We start from the raw sequence: 15,446 nt of genomic DNA, 5'->3' as shown, positions 1-15,446 counted from the left end.
TCGGACAGACGATCGCCCAGTTCCGGAAACATGCCGTCCCGGAAAATCGAGAGTCGCAGGGTCGACCGCCGTTATGGCGCGAGGCAGCCCGCCCGATCAGGGACTGGGCGTCGGCGCCAAGGGAGGCATCGCCCGGAGCGGGATCGGGCCAGGGCTACGGAGGGAAAGGGCGTTGGCGCACGGCAGGCGCCTGGCGTGCGGGGCCAGCTTCGTCATGATTGTTTCCTTTGTTATCGATTGTTATCCGGAAGCCCAATTAGTTAATCGAATTAACAATAAGGCGATGGCATTTCAACAAAGGGCCTTTATGACGTCAACGATCACGAAATTATAGAGACCGCCAGGCTAATAGTTAAAAAACATAACAATAAAAATGCCGCTACGGGTCCCGCCTAGCCTTGCCATGGCTCAAGGAATCGCGAGTCAGTGCCGACGAAGGCTTCCCTGTTCGTCCTGGCACGTCATACTTGACAGAGACTCACCGCACAGGACACGACCATGCCTTACCAACACATCATGACCGCCGTCGATCTCACCGACGAATGCCATCCGGTCATCTGCCGGGCAATCGATCTGGCCAAGCACTTCCAGGCCCAACTGTCGCTGGTGCATGTCGTCGAGCCGATGGCCATGGCCTTCGGCGGGGACGTGCCGATGGACTTGTCGACCCTGCAGCAGCAGCAGCTCGACCAGGCGCGCGAGCGGGTCGCCGCCTTCGCCGGCCAGTACCCCGAACTGCAGCCCGAGCGGCGGCACATCCTTTTCGGACAGCCGCGCCAGGAAATCCACCAGCTCGCGCTGGAGAAGAAATGCGACCTGATCGTGGTTGGCAGCCACGGCCGCCACGGCCTCGCCCTGCTGCTCGGCTCCACGGCCAACGATCTGCTGCACGGCGCGCCCTGCGACGTGCTGGCGGTGCGTCTGAAAAAAACCGAATGATGGCACCCGGCCGGCGAGGAGACTGGTTCAGTCCCTCGCCGGCGCTCATCGTCAGCGGACGGCCCCTGGCGAGCCGGGCCTCCAATGCATGGCTCGTGCCGGAAGCCATGGAGAAGGAAGGCAGGAAAGCCTCGAGCTTCGGACGCCGCCGCCGGTGCCGTGGGTGCGCTGCCAGAAGTCCCGGTTGAGCAGTTGCAATTGCTGGAGCAGACGCGCCCGGCTCCTTCGACTCCCGGTCGGCATGGCGTCAGGCTCACCCAACGCACGCCCTCCTCCAGGCTGGCCTGCTCGCGGTATTCCCGCTCCGGCGTGGGCTCCCGGCCCCGCGCCTTCCGGAATGCCGGCAGGCCTCGGCAATCCTCGATCACGCCCTGCAGTGCCAGCGCTGCCGGACAGTGGCTGTAGTTCCGGGTCTTTCCTCCGGCTGCCCAGGAGAAAGCCCCAGCACCCGGCAGGCCTTGCCGGGCGCCCTCTGCGACGAGCCGGTCAGGCCTCTTCCAACTCCGCCCAACGCTCCAGCAGACGGTCGAGCTCCTGCTGCAGGCTTTCCAGACGAGCCAGAAGCGGAGCGGTCTGGGCCGCCGGCTGCTGGTAGAAGGCCGGATCGGCGATCCGCTCCTGCAGTTCGGCCAGTTCCGCCTCCAGGGCGTCGATCTGACCGGGAATCGCCTCCAGTTCGCGCTGCAACTTATAGCTCAGCTTTTTCCTGGAAGCGCTCGACGGGCCGGCAGTTTCCGCCTCGGCAGCCGGAGCCGTTGCCTGCTTCCTCGGCGCCTCGCCCTGCCCCGGGCGCTCGCCGACACCGAGAAGACGCGGCGAGCCGCCCTGGCGCAGCCAGTCCTGGTAGCCGCCAACATACTCGCGGACCCGGCCGTCGCCTTCGAACACCAGGGTGCTGGTCACCACGTTGTCGAGGAAAGCCCGGTCGTGGCTGACCATCAGCACGGTACCGGGGAAATCCAGCAACACCTCCTCCAGCAGCTCCAGGGTTTCCACATCTAGGTCGTTGGTCGGTTCGTCGAGCACCAGCAGGTTGGCCGGCTTGCTGAACAACTTGGCCAGCAGCAGGCGCGCGCGCTCGCCGCCGGACAGCGCCTTGACCGGAGTGCGGGCGCGCTGTGGACTGAACAGGAAATCGCCGAGATAGCTCAGCACGTGGCGGTTCTGACCGTTGATGGTGATGAACTCGCGGCCTTCGGCGAGGTTGTCGATCACCGTCTTTTCCGGTTCGAGTTGATGGCGCAACTGATCGAAATAGGCTGCCTCCAGCTTGGTGCCGATCTCGATAGTCCCGCTGGTCGGCGCAAGCTCTCCCAGCAGCAGCTTGAGCAGGGTGGTCTTGCCGCTGCCGTTGGCACCGAGCAGGCCGATGCGATCGCCGCGCTGCAGAACCAGGGAGAAATCGCGGATCAGCGGCGCGCCGCCCGGGTGCGCGAAGCCGACATGCTCGACGGCGATCACCTGCTTGCCGGACTTTTCCGCCGCCTCCACCTGGAAGCTGGCCCGGCCCTGGCGCTCGCGGCGCTCGGTACGCTCGACGCGCATCGCCTTGAGCGCCCGTACGCGCCCCTCGTTGCGGGTGCGACGAGCCTTGATGCCCTGGCGTATCCACACTTCCTCCTGGGCCAGGCGCTTGTCGAACAGCGCGTTGGCGGTCTCCTCGGCGGCCAGTTGCTGCTCCTTGTGCACCAGGAAACTGGCGTAGTCACCGTTCCAGTCGATCAGTCGGCCGCGATCCAGCTCGAGGATCCGCGTCGCCAGGTTCTGCAGGAAGGCCCGGTCGTGGGTGATGAACAGCACGGCGCCGTTGAAGCCCGCGAGCGCCTCTTCCAGCCAGGCGATGGCGCCGATGTCGAGGTGGTTGGTCGGCTCATCAAGCAGCAGCAGGTCGGGCTCGGAGACCAGCGCCTGGGCCAGCAGCACGCGCCGCCGCCAGCCGCCGGACAGCTCGGCGAGGGTCTTGTCGGCCGGTAGTTGCAGACGGCTCAGGGTGCTGTCGACCAGTTGCTGCAGGCGCCAGCCATCCTTCGCCTCCAACTCCTGCTGGACACGGGTGAGTTGCTCCAGATCGGCATCGCTGTGGATGTTCTGACTCAGATGATGGTATCGGGCCAACAGATCGCCGACCCCGGCCAGGCCTTCGGCGACCACATCGAACACGGTGCGCTCGTCGGCACGCGGCAGCTCCTGCGGCAGCTCGCCGAGCTTCAACCCCGGCGCGCGCCAGATCTCCCCGTCGTCGGCCTGCTGATCACCCTTGAGCAGACGCAGCATGCTGGACTTGCCGGTGCCGTTGCGGCCGATGATGCACACCCGCTCGCCACGGGCGATCTGCCAGGACACCCGGTCGAGCAACGGCATGGCGCCATAGGCGAGGGAAACGTCGGTGAACTTGAGCAGGGTCATGAGCGGGGCCTCGAGGAGAATCGGCGCGCATTCTATCAGGCTCGGGCACCGGTCACGTTCCGGCCGACCACTCGCGCATTCCTGGCTGTTCGGTGCGCTGTCAATGAAGGCGGCGCTACAGCTAAACTAGACATGAGTTCCATTACCGCGAAACTCCGTCGCCACTCCTTCCGCGAGAAGCGTCATGCGCAGCCGATTGCTCAGCCTGTTCTTCTGCCTGTCCCTGTTCCCCCTGGCGGCCCCGCTCGCCGAGGCGGCCTCGCTCAGCGAACAGCGCCTCCTCTACGACCAGGCCAAGCGGGCGCTGGCCAAGGGCGATGCCGACCCCTACCTGCGCAATCGCCAGGTCCTGCGCGACTATCCGCTGGAGCCTCACCTGGCTTACGACGAACTGACCGCCCGGCTGAAAACCGCCAGCAACGGGGAAATCGAAAAATTCCTCACCGAGCATGGCGACCTGCCACAGATCGGCTGGATGAAACTGCGCTGGTTGCGCTGGCTGGCCGAACGCGGCGATTGGCAGACCTTCGTCGACTATTACGATCCGGCGCTGAACTTCACCGAACTCGACTGCCTGTACGGCCGCTACCAGCTCGCCCACGGGCGCAAGGCCGAAGGGCAAGCCCTCGCCGAGAAGCTCTGGCTGGTCGGCAAGTCGCAGCCGGAAACCTGCGACACCCTGTTCGGGCTCTGGGCCGCCGAGGGCCAGTTGACCGATCAGAGGCGCTGGCAGCGCCTGCGCCTGGCCGCCGATGCACGCAACTACGGCTTGGCCACGCATCTGGCGAAAAGCGCTCCCGCTCTCGAGCGCGAAGGCCTGCTGATGGTCGAGGTGGCGCAGAAGCCGCAAATGCTGCTGAGCCAGAGTTCGCGCTTCGCTCCGGCCAGCGAGCGAATGGCCGATGTGGTCGGTCTCGGCCTGCGCCGGCTGGCTCGCCAGGAGCCGGACAAGGCCCTGGCCCTGCTCGACGACTATGCCCGGCGCATGCGCTTTTCCAACGACGAGAAGGTGGCGATCGCCCGGGAAATCGGCCTGTCGCTGGCCAAGCGCTTCGACAGCCGGGCTCTTGCGGTGATGACCGAATACGATCCCGAACTGCGCGACAAGACCGTGGCCGAATGGCGCGCCCGCCTGCTGCTGCGCCTAGGGCGCTGGGACGAGGCTTACCGCCTGACCCGCCAGATGCCTCCGGAGCTCGCCGACAGCAACCGCTGGCGTTACTGGCAGGCACGCAGCCTGCAACTGGCCCAGCCACAGAGCCGGGAAGCGAGCGGACTCTACCAGCCGGTCGCCCGCGAGCGGGATTTCTACGGTTTTCTCGCCGCCGACCGCATCCAGGTGCCTTACCAGTTGAACCACAAGCCGATGCCCCTGGACCCGCGGGTGGTACAGAAGGTGCGCAATACCGCCGGTATCCGCCGGGCCCTGGAGTTCTACGCACGCGGGCAGGTCGTCGACGCGCGCCGCGAGTGGTACCACGTCAGCCGCCTGTTCAGTCGCGAGGAAATGGTCGCCCAGGCCAGGCTGGCGTACGACATGGGCTGGTATTTCCCGGCCATCCGCACCATCAGCCAGGCGCAATACTGGGACGATCTGGACATCCGCTTTCCGATGGCCCACCAGAACAGCCTGACGAGTGCCGCCAGAAGCCGCGGCCTGCACTCGAGCTGGGTGTTCGCCATCACCCGCCAGGAAAGCGCCTTCATGAGCGATGCCCGCTCCAGCGTCGGCGCCGGCGGCTTGATGCAACTGATGCCGGCGACGGCCCAGGAAACCGCGCGCAAGTTCGGCATTCCGCTGAGCTCGCCACGGCAGGTCTTCGATCCGGACACCAACATCCAGCTCGGCGCCGCCTACCTGAGCCAGGTACATGCCCAGTTCGGTGGCAACCGGGTACTCGCCTCCGCTGCCTACAACGCCGGCCCCGGGCGCGTACGCCAATGGCTGCGTGGAGCCAATCACCTGGCCTTCGATGTCTGGGTGGAAAGCATCCCCTTCGACGAAACCCGCCAGTACGTGCAGAACGTGCTGTCGTACTCGGTGATCTACGGGCACAAGCTCAAGGCTCCGCAACCCCTGGTGGAGTGGCACGAACGCTATTTCGACGATCAGTAGGACTCGGGTTCGGCCGCTCGCGGTCCGCAATTGCTGCATAGCAGCGGCGAGTCGGGCGGCAGGTGTACCCGCAGGGCGGCCGCGCGGGTGGTGAAACGCAAGCTCCGGCTGTTTGCCGGTTCGCCGTCCAGGTTCAGGTCCAGTCCCTCCGGGGCCTCGACCTCGATCCACGGCAGGCGCGCTCCGATGGAGAGAGTTTCGGCCCCACCGAGAATGCGTTGGGAAATCAAGGCTCCCAGAGTACCGAGCGGACTCTCGGTATCCTCGGGTGCAGGAACTATGCAGAGGTCGAGCAGGCCATCGTCCACCAGCGCCCCGGGACAAAGCGGATTGCCTCCACCGGCCTGACGCCCGTTGCCGATGCCCAGCGCCAGGAACTCCCCCTCCCAGTGAAAACCCGGTCCGTGAAAACGTCCGAAGGAGGCATGCAATTCGGAAAGGCGCGTCAGCCCGGCCAGCAGGTAGGCCGCGCCACCAAGAGCCTTCTTCAACTCCTCGGGCGTGCTGGCAGTGACTTTCGAGCCGAAGCCGCCGGTGGCCATGTTGAGAAACAGCCGACCATCCACTTCGCCGAGATCCACCGGGCTGGGAGCGACTTCCAGCAGGGTCAGGGCCTCTGCCGGCGTCAAGGGAATGCCTGCCGCCCGGGCGAAATCGTTGGCCGTGCCCAGCGGCAGGATCGCCAGACTGGCAGCGCTGCCCGCCAGGACCATGGCTTCCGCCACTTCACGCAGGGTACCGTCGCCACCGCCGGCGATGACGGTCGGATAGCCTGCCGCCAGCCCCTCCCCCACCAGGCGCCGGGCATCTCCGGCCTCCCAGGTCAGGCGCACGGCGATTTCCCAGCCCGCCTCGCGGCGGGCGAGAATGGCGGTACGCAGTTCCTCGTTCGAGGCCTGTCGACCATGCAGCACCAACCATGCCTTGTGCCCAGCCATTACCCACCTCGGAAAGCGTTCCTTTTCAGCAAGTATGGACGACGGAACAGTCGAACACGCTCCGGTACGACGTCTCAGCCCAGCACTTCGCTCAGCGGAATGAAACGTACCGAGTCGCCTTCGGCCAAGGTCGTATCTTCGATTACCTCGACCAGTCCGTCGGCCCAGGCAGCACTGAGCAATACGCCAGGACTCTGGTTCGGATAAAGCACAGCACGTCCATTTTCCAGACGTGCCCGCAGGTACTCGCGACGCTTGCCGGGCTTGCTCCAGGCAAAACCGGCCGGCACCTGGAAAGCCAATGGCATTACAGCCCGCACGCCGAGACGGCGCAACAGATACGGCCGGGCCAGCAGGGCGAAGGTGACCAGCGAGGAGGCCGGATTACCGGGCAGACCGATGACGGGAACGCCCCGATAGCGGCCGACTGTCAGCGGCTTGCCTGGTTTGATCGCCAGCTTCCACAAATCCAGTTCGCCCTCCTCGCGCAGGATCTGACCAAGGCAGTCCGCTTCGCCGACCGATACGCCGCCGGTCGAGAGGATCAGATCGGCCTCACCCAGCTCTTCCAGACGGGCACGGGTCAATTGCGGATCATCGGGCAGGATGCCGGCATCCAGCACGCTGCAGCCCAGGCGCTTCAGCCAGCTCAGCAACAGGGTGCGATTGCTGTTGTAGATCTGCCCCGGGCCCAGCGGTTGTCCCGGCCTGACCAGTTCGTCTCCGGTGGATAACAGCGCCACCCGTGGACGCCGCCGCACCGGCAGCTCGACGATGCCCAGGGATGCGGCCAGTCCCAGTTGCGCCGGCCCCAGGCGAGTGCCTGCGGCCAGCACGGTTTCACCGCAACGGGTTTCCTGGCCCTGCTCACGGATGTTCTGTCGCGGACGCAAGGCCTGGCTGAAGCGTACCCGCCCATCCTCGAGCAGTTCGGTGTTTTCCTGCAGTTCGACGCAATCCGCCCCTTCCGGAACCGGCGCCCCGGTAAAGATGCGTGCGCAGGTGCCGGACTGCAGAGGCTCGGGGGCCTGTCCGGCGAAGATCGTCTGACTGACGGCCAGTGGCTCGCCAGTCCAGTCGACCAGACGCAGTGCATAACCATCCATTGCGCTGTTCGGCCAAGGCGGCAGATCCAGGGAAGCAATCAAAGGCTCGGCCAATACCCGCCCCTCGGCATCATCCAGTGCGACCCGTTCGACATCGCCGATCGGTTCTTTCTCGGCCAGTTGCAACAGGCATTCAAGGGCAGCCTCGACAGCCATCAACGCGGACTTTTTCATCGGTCTATCCGCGCGCTCCACAGGACGGTACCGGCTTCAGGTGGGGCACGAAGCTGCAGGGACGATGACGGGCGTCCAATTGCTCGGCCAGGATGCCATCCCAAGCCGTGGCGCAAGCGCCGGTCGAGCCCGGCAGGCAGCAGACCAGGGTACCATTGGCCAGACCGGCCAGGGCACGGGACTGAACGGTAGAGGTACCGATCTCAGCCATGGAGATATGGCGGAACAACTCGCCAAAGCCGTCGACCTGCTTGTCCAAAAGGCAGGTTACGGCTTCGGGGGTGCTGTCACGGCCCGTAAAGCCGGTTCCGCCGGTAATCAGCACGACCTGCACATCCTTGTCGGCGATCCAGGCGGCCACCACGGCGCGAATGTGGTACAAGTCATCCTTGAGCAGCAGACGCGCCGCCAATTTGTGCCCTGCCGCACTCAGGCGCTCGACAAGCAACTGGCCTGAGGTATCGGTACCCAGAGTACGGGTATCGCTGACGGTCAGGACTGCAATGTTCAACGGCACGAAGGCCGCTTCAACCTTATGACTCATGCTGCCTTCCAGTATCACGGAGAAGTCGGGCCGGAGTTATACCACAAGCCACCGCCGGAACCATTCAATGACCATGCCCCTTCCTCCCTGCTCCGTGCTATTGCTGGCTGGCGGCCGGGGACAACGCATGGGGGGACATGACAAAGGGTTGCTGGAGTGGCGGGGCAAGCCGTTGATTGCCCACCTACACGCAGTGACGCGACCGATCACCAGCGACCTGATCATTTCCTGCAATCGCAATACTGAACGTTATGCACTCTATGCCGATCATGTAGTGCATGACGACAGACCGGACTTCCCGGGCCCCTTGGCCGGTATCCGCGCAGGACTGGCAGTCGCCCGTCATGGCTGGCTGCTGATCTTGCCCTGCGATGCCCCCCTGGTCGATGCCGCACTGTTGTACAGCATGCGCCAACATGCCAGCGCCCACCCCGAACGTCCTTTGCTGCTACGTCAGGGTCAGCAATGGGAGCCCCTGTTCTGCTTGATCCCCAAGAGCCTGGAACCAGCCCTCGAAAGGGCCTGGCAGGACGGCGAGCGCAGTCCGCGCCGGGTCTTTCTGGCACATGAGGCTACAGTTCTGCAATGCGCATCGGGAGATTCACGGCTGGCCAACCTGAACACACCGCGACTGCTAGAGCAATTTCCGACCTGACTGACGGGCTATTGAGTTGCGATGAATTAGCCTTCCGCAGAACCGTATAGCTCCATTACCTCAGAAAGCCGCCACACTATGGTAGGTGGTTCAATTCTTTTGATATAGCGGACAATCCGTCCCAGATGACTCATCCCTGAACTACGAAACTCAGAACCTCGACGCCAGCCTCAAATCGTACAGATGATTGGGGAGCACGGCCTGAAACTCCCACTTTGACCAAGGCATGAAGCCTTGTCGAGAAGTCGTTCGGCGCTGGATGCAGTTAGTGCAAATCCGAACGCTCGAGGCTGCCGAGGATTGACACTGTAGGAAACGATATCGGACGAGCGATGGAATGATCCACCGGTTGATCGGTCAAGTACACCGAAACAAGCAGCAACCCGACGGTCATGGCTCGTAGAACACCTTTTGAGAAATAGTGAAGCATAGTGTTCTGATGAATACAGCCATCTATTCCTATGGCAAATACCCTTGGCTGGAAAACACCGCCGAATAGGGTCCTGCTAGCTCAAAAGGATTTTTACTTCACTGCTGGATCAGCCAGCCCGACCCACAAAACAAAACGCCCCGGTAACCGGGGCGCTTCATTCTTACCTGGATCAACGTCTTGCAAACACCCCGAGAAAAACCGGGTACCCTTGATTGGTCGGAGCGACTGGATTCGAACCAGCGACCTTCTCGTCCCGAACGAGACGCGCTACCAAGCTGCGCTACGCTCCGAAGATGGCGCGCATTTTACAGAAAAACTTTTTATGCACAAGGGGTTAATGAAAATTTTCACACTCTCTGCCTCGGGTGAATGTGAAGAATACCCAAGGGTCCGGAAAGAACGCTGCTTTAAAGCTCCACGGGCAAGAGGAACGATATCAGCCCCCACCGTCCCATTTGGTTGCACCTACTGCGATACTACCTATCGCGTCACACTCCTTGACGCGTTTACCCGACGGCCCTGGGCGCAACTGCCAATTGGTGGCGAACTTAAACCATCTCATTCAAAGTGATCCACGATACCAAGCAGGCATCTGGAAACCTCGCGCATAGTGATCCCGACTGGTCTTGCCGCCTTACAAGCGTAGATGTCCTGAGGGAAGAGCAGCGAACGGAACAGCGGCGCGCCCGGAGGAAAACGGCCGGGGCGCCACCCGACGGGCCTGCGGAGAGAGACGAGCCCTTGCCGGGGCGGACCTACGAGCCAGGGCCAAGCAAAAACCCCCGGACCGATGACTCGGTCCGGGGGTTCGCAAAAGGCGCTTGACGATGACCTACTCTCACATGGGGAAACCCCACACTACCATCGGCGATGCGTCGTTTCACTGCTGAGTTCGGGATGGGATCAGGTGGTTCCAACGCTCTATGATCGTCAAGCAATTCGGTTGCCGCCGTGTCGATGACACGACAGCCAATCGGGTAGGTGATAGCGGTAGCCTGTTTCCGGCAGCGTGCGGTCCAGCCAAATCTTCGGCCTGTCGGCTGCGCCCTCTCCGTGCCGCCCCGCTGGGGCTGGCAACAGATTGTTTGGGCGTTATATGGTCAAGCCTCACGGGCCATTAGTATGGGTTAGCTCAACGCCTCACAACGCTTACACACCCCACCTATCAACGTCGTAGTCTGCGACGGCCCTTCAGGGAGCTCGAGGCTCCAGTGAGATCTCATCTCGAGGCGAGTTTCCCGCTTAGATGCTTTCAGCGGTTATCTCTTCCGAACGTAGCTACCCGGCAGTGCCACTGGCGTGACAACCGGAACACCAGAGGTTCGTCCAACCCGGTCCTCTCGTACTAAGGTCAGCCCCTCTCAAATCTCAAACGTCCACGGCAGATAGGGACCGAACTGTCTCACGACGTTCTAAACCCAGCTCGCGTACCACTTTAAATGGCGAACAGCCATACCCTTGGGACCGGCTTCAGCCCCAGGATGTGATGAGCCGACATCGAGGTGCCAAACACCGCCGTCGATATGAACTCTTGGGCGGTATCAGCCTGTTATCCCCGGAGTACCTTTTATCCGTTGAGCGATGGCCCTTCCATACAGAACCACCGGATCACTAAGACCTACTTTCGTACCTGCTCGACGTGTCTGTCTCGCAGTCAAGCGCGCTTTTGCCTTTATACTCTGCGCGTGATTTCCGACCACGCTGAGCGCACCTTCGTACTCCTCCGTTACGCTTTGGGAGGAGACCGCCCCAGTCAAACTGCCCACCATACACTGTCCTCGATCCGGATGACGGACCGGAGTTAGAACCTCAAGCATGCCAGGGTGGTATTTCAAGGATGGCTCCATGGGAACTGGCGTCCCCACTTCAAAGCCTCCCACCTATCCTACACAAGCAGGCTCAAAGTCCAGTGCAAAGCTACAGTAAAGGTTCACGGGGTCTTTCCGTCTAGCCGCGGATACACTGCATCTTCACAGCGATTTCAATTTCACTGAGTCTCGGGTGGAGACAGCGCCGCCATCGTTACGCCATTCGTGCAGGTCGGAACTTACCCGACAAGGAATTTCGCTACCTTAGGACCGTTATAGTTACGGCCGCCGTTTACCGGGGCTTCGATCAAGAGCTTCGCTTGCGCTAACCCCATCAATTAACCTTCCGGCACCGGGCAGGCGTCACACCCTATACGTCCACTTTCGTGTTTGCAGAGTGCTGTGTTTTTAATAAACAGTCGCAGCGGCCTGGTATCTTCGACCGGCATGGGCTTACGGAGTAAATCCTTGACCCTCACCGGCGCACCTTCTCCCGAAGTTACGGTGCCATTTTGCCTAGTTCCTTCACCCGAGTTCTCTCAAGCGCCTTGGTATTCTCTACCCGACCACCTGTGTCGGTTTGGGGTACGGTTCCTGGTTACCTGAAGCTTAGAGGCTTTTCTTGGAAGCAGGGCATCAACCACTTCGCCTTCGTAAAGGAAGGCTCGTCATCGGTTCTCGACCTTGACCACCCGGATTTGCCTGAGTGATCGGCCTACCGCCTTAAACTTGGACAACCAACGCCAAGCTGGCCTAGCCTTCTCCGTCCCCCCATCGCAGCAACCAGAAGTACGGGAATATTAACCCGTTTCCCATCGACTACGCTTTTCAGCCTCGCCTTAGGGGCCGACTCACCCTGCGTCGATTAACGTTGCGCAGGAACCCTTGGTCTTTCGGCGTGGATGTTTTTCACACCCATTGTCGTTACTCATGTCAGCATTCGCACTTCTGATACCTCCAGCAAGCCTCTCGACTCACCTTCACAGGCGTACAGAACGCTCCTCTACCGCGCATCTTGCGATGCACCCGTAGCTTCGGTGCCTGGTTTGAGCCCCGTTACATCTTCCGCGCAGGCCGACTCGACTAGTGAGCTATTACGCTTTCTTTAAAGGGTGGCTGCTTCTAAGCCAACCTCCTAGCTGTCTAAGCCTTCCCACATCGTTTCCCACTTAACCAGGACTTTGGGACCTTAGCTGACGGTCTGGGTTGTTTCCCTTTTCACGACGGACGTTAGCACCCGCCGTGTGTCTCCCGTGCTGGCACTTGCCGGTATTCGGAGTTTGCATCGGTTTGGTAAGTCGGGATGACCCCCTAGCCGAAACAGTGCTCTACCCCCGGCAGTGATACACGAGGCGCTACCTAAATAGCTTTCGAGGAGAACCAGCTATCTCCGAGCTTGATTAGCCTTTCACTCCGATCCACAAGTCATCCGCTACCTTTTCAACGGGAGTCGGTTCGGTCCTCCAGTCAGTGTTACCTAACCTTCAACCTGCTCATGGATAGATCGCCCGGTTTCGGGTCTATACCCAGCGACTTGGCGCCCTATTAAGACTCGCTTTCGCTACGCCTCCCCTATACGGTTAAGCTTGCCACTGAATATAAGTCGCTGACCCATTATACAAAAGGTACGCAGTCACCCAACGAAGTGGGCTCCCACTGCTTGTACGCATACGGTTTCAGGTTCTATTTCACTCCCCTCTCCGGGGTTCTTTTCGCCTTTCCCTCACGGTACTGGTTCACTATCGGTCAGTCAGGAGTATTTAGCCTTGGAGGATGGTCCCCCCATGTTCAGACAACGTTTCACGTGCGCCGTCCTACTCGATTTCATTGACCAGGGACTTTCGTGTACGGGGCTATCACCCGCTACGGCGGCACTTTCCAGAGCCTTCCACTAATCCCAAGCCAACTTAAGGGCTGCTCCCCGTTCGCTCGCCACTACTAAGGGAATCTCGGTTGATTTCTGTTCCTCAGGGTACTTAGATGTTTCAGTTCCCCTGGTTCGCCTCTTGCCCCTATGGATTCAGGACAAGATACCCGGCTTGTGCCGGGTGGGTTTCCCCATTCAGAGATCGCCGGATCACGGGCCGTTTGCCGCCTCCCCGACGCTTATCGCAGGCTACCACGTCTTTCATCGCCTCTGACTGCCAAGGCATCCACCGTATGCGCTTCTTCACTTGACCATATAACCCCAAGCAATCTGTGGCCTCGCGGCCGTGCCTGGCTGGTGTGAAGACGACATTTGCCGAACATTTGCGCTTGAACTCGCACATTTGCCTTGACCACGCCGATCGCAGTGAAACAATCGACGCGTCGTACTTCTATCACATACCCGAATTGTTAAAGAACGGTTCTGGCGCAAAGACCAGAAATCAGCATTCGCCCTATGGGAAATGCTCATTTCTAAGCTTTCAGCGATGGTGGTGGGTGGTGGAGCCAAGGAGGATCGAACTCCTGACCTCCTGCGTGCAAAGCAGGCGCTCTCCCAGCTGAGCTATGGCCCCTCTTGCCTTGCGCGAGGTCGACACCGGCCACGACCCTTGACAATTGGTGGGTCTGGGCAGATTCGAACTGCCGACCTCACCCTTATCAGGGGTGCGCTCTAACCAACTGAGCTACAGACCCAATCGTCTCACTCTCGGGTCTAGACCCAATCGCTGTTTGCCAGGGAATCAAGCAATTCGTGTGGGTGCTTATGATAAGCCGGATCTTCGATTAAGGAGGTGATCCAGCCGCAGGTTCCCCTACGGCTACCTTGTTACGACTTCACCCCAGTCATGAATCACTCCGTGGTAACCGTCCTCCCGAGGGTTAGACTAGCTACTTCTGGAGCAACCCACTCCCATGGTGTGACGGGCGGTGTGTACAAGGCCCGGGAACGTATTCACCGCGACATTCTGATTCGCGATTACTAGCGATTCCGACTTCACGCAGTCGAGTTGCAGACTGCGATCCGGACTACGATCGGTTTTCTGGGATTAGCTCCGCCTCGCGACTTGGCAACCCTTTGTACCGACCATTGTAGCACGTGTGTAGCCCTGGCCGTAAGGGCCATGATGACTTGACGTCATCCCCACCTTCCTCCGGTTTGTCACCGGCAGTCTCCTTAGAGTGCCCGACCGAATCGCTGGTAACTAAGGACAAGGGTTGCGCTCGTTACGGGACTTAACCCAACATCTCACGACACGAGCTGACGACAGCCATGCAGCACCTGTCTCTGCGCTCCCGAAGGCACCCATCAATCTCTTGAAAGTTCGCAGGATGTCAAGGCCAGGTAAGGTTCTTCGCGTTGCTTCGAATTAAACCACATGCTCCACCGCTTGTGCGGGCCCCCGTCAATTCATTTGAGTTTTAACCTTGCGGCCGTACTCCCCAGGCGGTCGACTTAATGCGTTAGCTGCGCCACTAAGCTCTCAAGGAGCCCAACGGCTAGTCGACATCGTTTACGGCGTGGACTACCAGGGTATCTAATCCTGTTTGCTCCCCACGCTTTCGCACCTCAGTGTCAGTATCGGTCCAGGTGGTCGCCTTCGCCACTGGTGTTCCTTCCTATATCTACGCATTTCACCGCTACACAGGAAATTCCACCACCCTCTACCGTACTCTAGCCCAGTAGTTTTGGATGCGGTTCCCAGGTTGAGCCCGGGGCTTTCACATCCAACTTGCCGAACCACCTACGCGCGCTTTACGCCCAGTAATTCCGATTAACGCTTGCACCCTTCGTATTACCGCGGCTGCTGGCACGAAGTTAGCCGGTGCTTATTCTGTCGGTAACGTCAAGACGCTTGGGTATTCACCGAGCGCCCTTCCTCCCAACTTAAAGTGCTTTACAATCCGAAGACCTTCTTCACACACGCGGCATGGCTGGATCAGGCTTTCGCCCATTGTCCAATATTCCCCACTGCTGCCTCCCGTAGGAGTCTGGACCGTGTCTCAGTTCCAGTGTGACTGATCATCCTCTCAGACCAGTTACGGATCGTCGCCTTGGTGGGCCTTTACCCCACCAACTAGCTAATCCGACCTAGGCTCATCTGTTAGCGTGAGGCCCGAGGGTCCCCCACTTTCTCCCGTAGGACGTATGCGGTATTAGCGCGAGTTTCCCCGCGTTATCCCCCACTAACAGGCAGATTCCTAGGCATTACTCACCCGTCCGCCGCTCGCCGGCAACCCGAAGGTCCCGCTGCCGCTCGACTTGCATGTGTTAGGCCTGCCGCCAGCGTTCAATCTGAGCCATGATCAAACTCTTCAGTTTCAATTCGTTCGGATCCTAAGATCCCAAACTTGGCTCAGCAATCGCCATAACTCATGAATTCACGAGTCGCTTGGACTT

The 15,446-nt window shown here is 60.8% G+C and carries 7 protein-coding genes, 3 tRNA genes and 3 rRNA genes; 3 read left to right on the top strand and 10 right to left on the bottom strand.

Annotated elements, in window-relative coordinates:
• Positions 1 to 498: 498 nt before the first annotated feature.
• Positions 499 to 939: a universal stress protein gene (locus AVCA_RS06435; RefSeq protein ID WP_012700052.1), complete on the top strand. Its 441-nt coding sequence runs from the start codon at positions 499 to 501 to the stop codon at positions 937 to 939.
• Positions 940 to 1,425: 486 nt separating this feature from the next.
• On the opposite strand, the gene AVCA_RS06430 is transcribed toward AVCA_RS06435, so the two are convergent.
• Positions 1,426 to 3,345: an ATP-binding cassette domain-containing protein gene (locus AVCA_RS06430; RefSeq protein ID WP_012700051.1), complete on the bottom strand. Its 1,920-nt coding sequence runs from the start codon at positions 3,343 to 3,345 to the stop codon at positions 1,426 to 1,428.
• 184 nt (positions 3,346 to 3,529) lie between these two features.
• Between AVCA_RS06430 and AVCA_RS06425 the strand changes: the two genes are divergently transcribed.
• Positions 3,530 to 5,461, top strand: coding sequence for a transglycosylase SLT domain-containing protein (locus AVCA_RS06425; protein WP_012700050.1), 1,932 nt, complete (start codon positions 3,530 to 3,532; stop codon positions 5,459 to 5,461).
• On the opposite strand, the gene yegS is transcribed toward AVCA_RS06425, so the two are convergent.
• From yegS to moaB, 3 genes are all read right to left on the bottom strand, one after another.
• Positions 5,455 to 6,399, bottom strand: a complete 945-nt coding sequence (gene yegS, locus AVCA_RS06420) for a lipid kinase YegS (protein WP_012700049.1) — start codon at positions 6,397 to 6,399, stop codon at positions 5,455 to 5,457. The genes AVCA_RS06425 and yegS overlap by 7 nt on opposite strands.
• A 74-nt stretch (positions 6,400 to 6,473) precedes the next feature.
• On the bottom strand, positions 6,474 to 7,679 hold the full coding sequence (locus AVCA_RS06415) for a molybdopterin molybdotransferase MoeA (protein WP_012700048.1): 1,206 nt from the start codon (positions 7,677 to 7,679) through the stop codon (positions 6,474 to 6,476).
• A gap of 4 nt (positions 7,680 to 7,683) precedes the next feature.
• Positions 7,684 to 8,223, bottom strand: coding sequence for a molybdenum cofactor biosynthesis protein B (moaB, locus tag AVCA_RS06410; RefSeq protein ID WP_041807033.1), 540 nt, complete (start codon positions 8,221 to 8,223; stop codon positions 7,684 to 7,686).
• A gap of 73 nt (positions 8,224 to 8,296) precedes the next feature.
• Between moaB and mobA the strand changes: the two genes are divergently transcribed.
• On the top strand, positions 8,297 to 8,878 hold the full coding sequence (gene mobA / locus AVCA_RS23985; RefSeq protein WP_175556034.1) for a molybdenum cofactor guanylyltransferase MobA: 582 nt from the start codon (positions 8,297 to 8,299) through the stop codon (positions 8,876 to 8,878).
• Positions 8,879 to 9,524: 646 nt separating this feature from the next.
• On the opposite strand, the gene AVCA_RS06400 is transcribed toward mobA, so the two are convergent.
• The 6 genes from AVCA_RS06400 to AVCA_RS06375 form a co-directional block, all read right to left on the bottom strand.
• Positions 9,525 to 9,601 (bottom strand) — tRNA-Pro (locus tag AVCA_RS06400).
• A gap of 529 nt (positions 9,602 to 10,130) precedes the next feature.
• Positions 10,131 to 10,246 (bottom strand): 5S ribosomal RNA (rrf, locus tag AVCA_RS06395).
• Between the two features lie 161 nt (positions 10,247 to 10,407).
• Positions 10,408 to 13,299 (bottom strand): 23S ribosomal RNA (locus tag AVCA_RS06390).
• Between the two features lie 245 nt (positions 13,300 to 13,544).
• Positions 13,545 to 13,620, bottom strand: a tRNA-Ala gene (locus AVCA_RS06385).
• 44 nt (positions 13,621 to 13,664) lie between these two features.
• Positions 13,665 to 13,741 (bottom strand) — tRNA-Ile (locus AVCA_RS06380).
• A gap of 91 nt (positions 13,742 to 13,832) precedes the next feature.
• Positions 13,833 to 15,368, bottom strand: a 16S ribosomal RNA gene (locus tag AVCA_RS06375).
• The 16S, 23S and 5S rRNA genes sit together here with 2 tRNA genes alongside, the layout of an rRNA operon.
• Between the last annotated feature and the right edge of the window lie 78 nt (positions 15,369 to 15,446).

It is taken from the genome of Azotobacter vinelandii CA (genome assembly GCF_000380335.1).
GTDB classification, from domain to species: domain Bacteria; phylum Pseudomonadota; class Gammaproteobacteria; order Pseudomonadales; family Pseudomonadaceae; genus Azotobacter; species Azotobacter vinelandii.
This window is presented reverse-complemented; position numbering and strand designations above follow the sequence as displayed.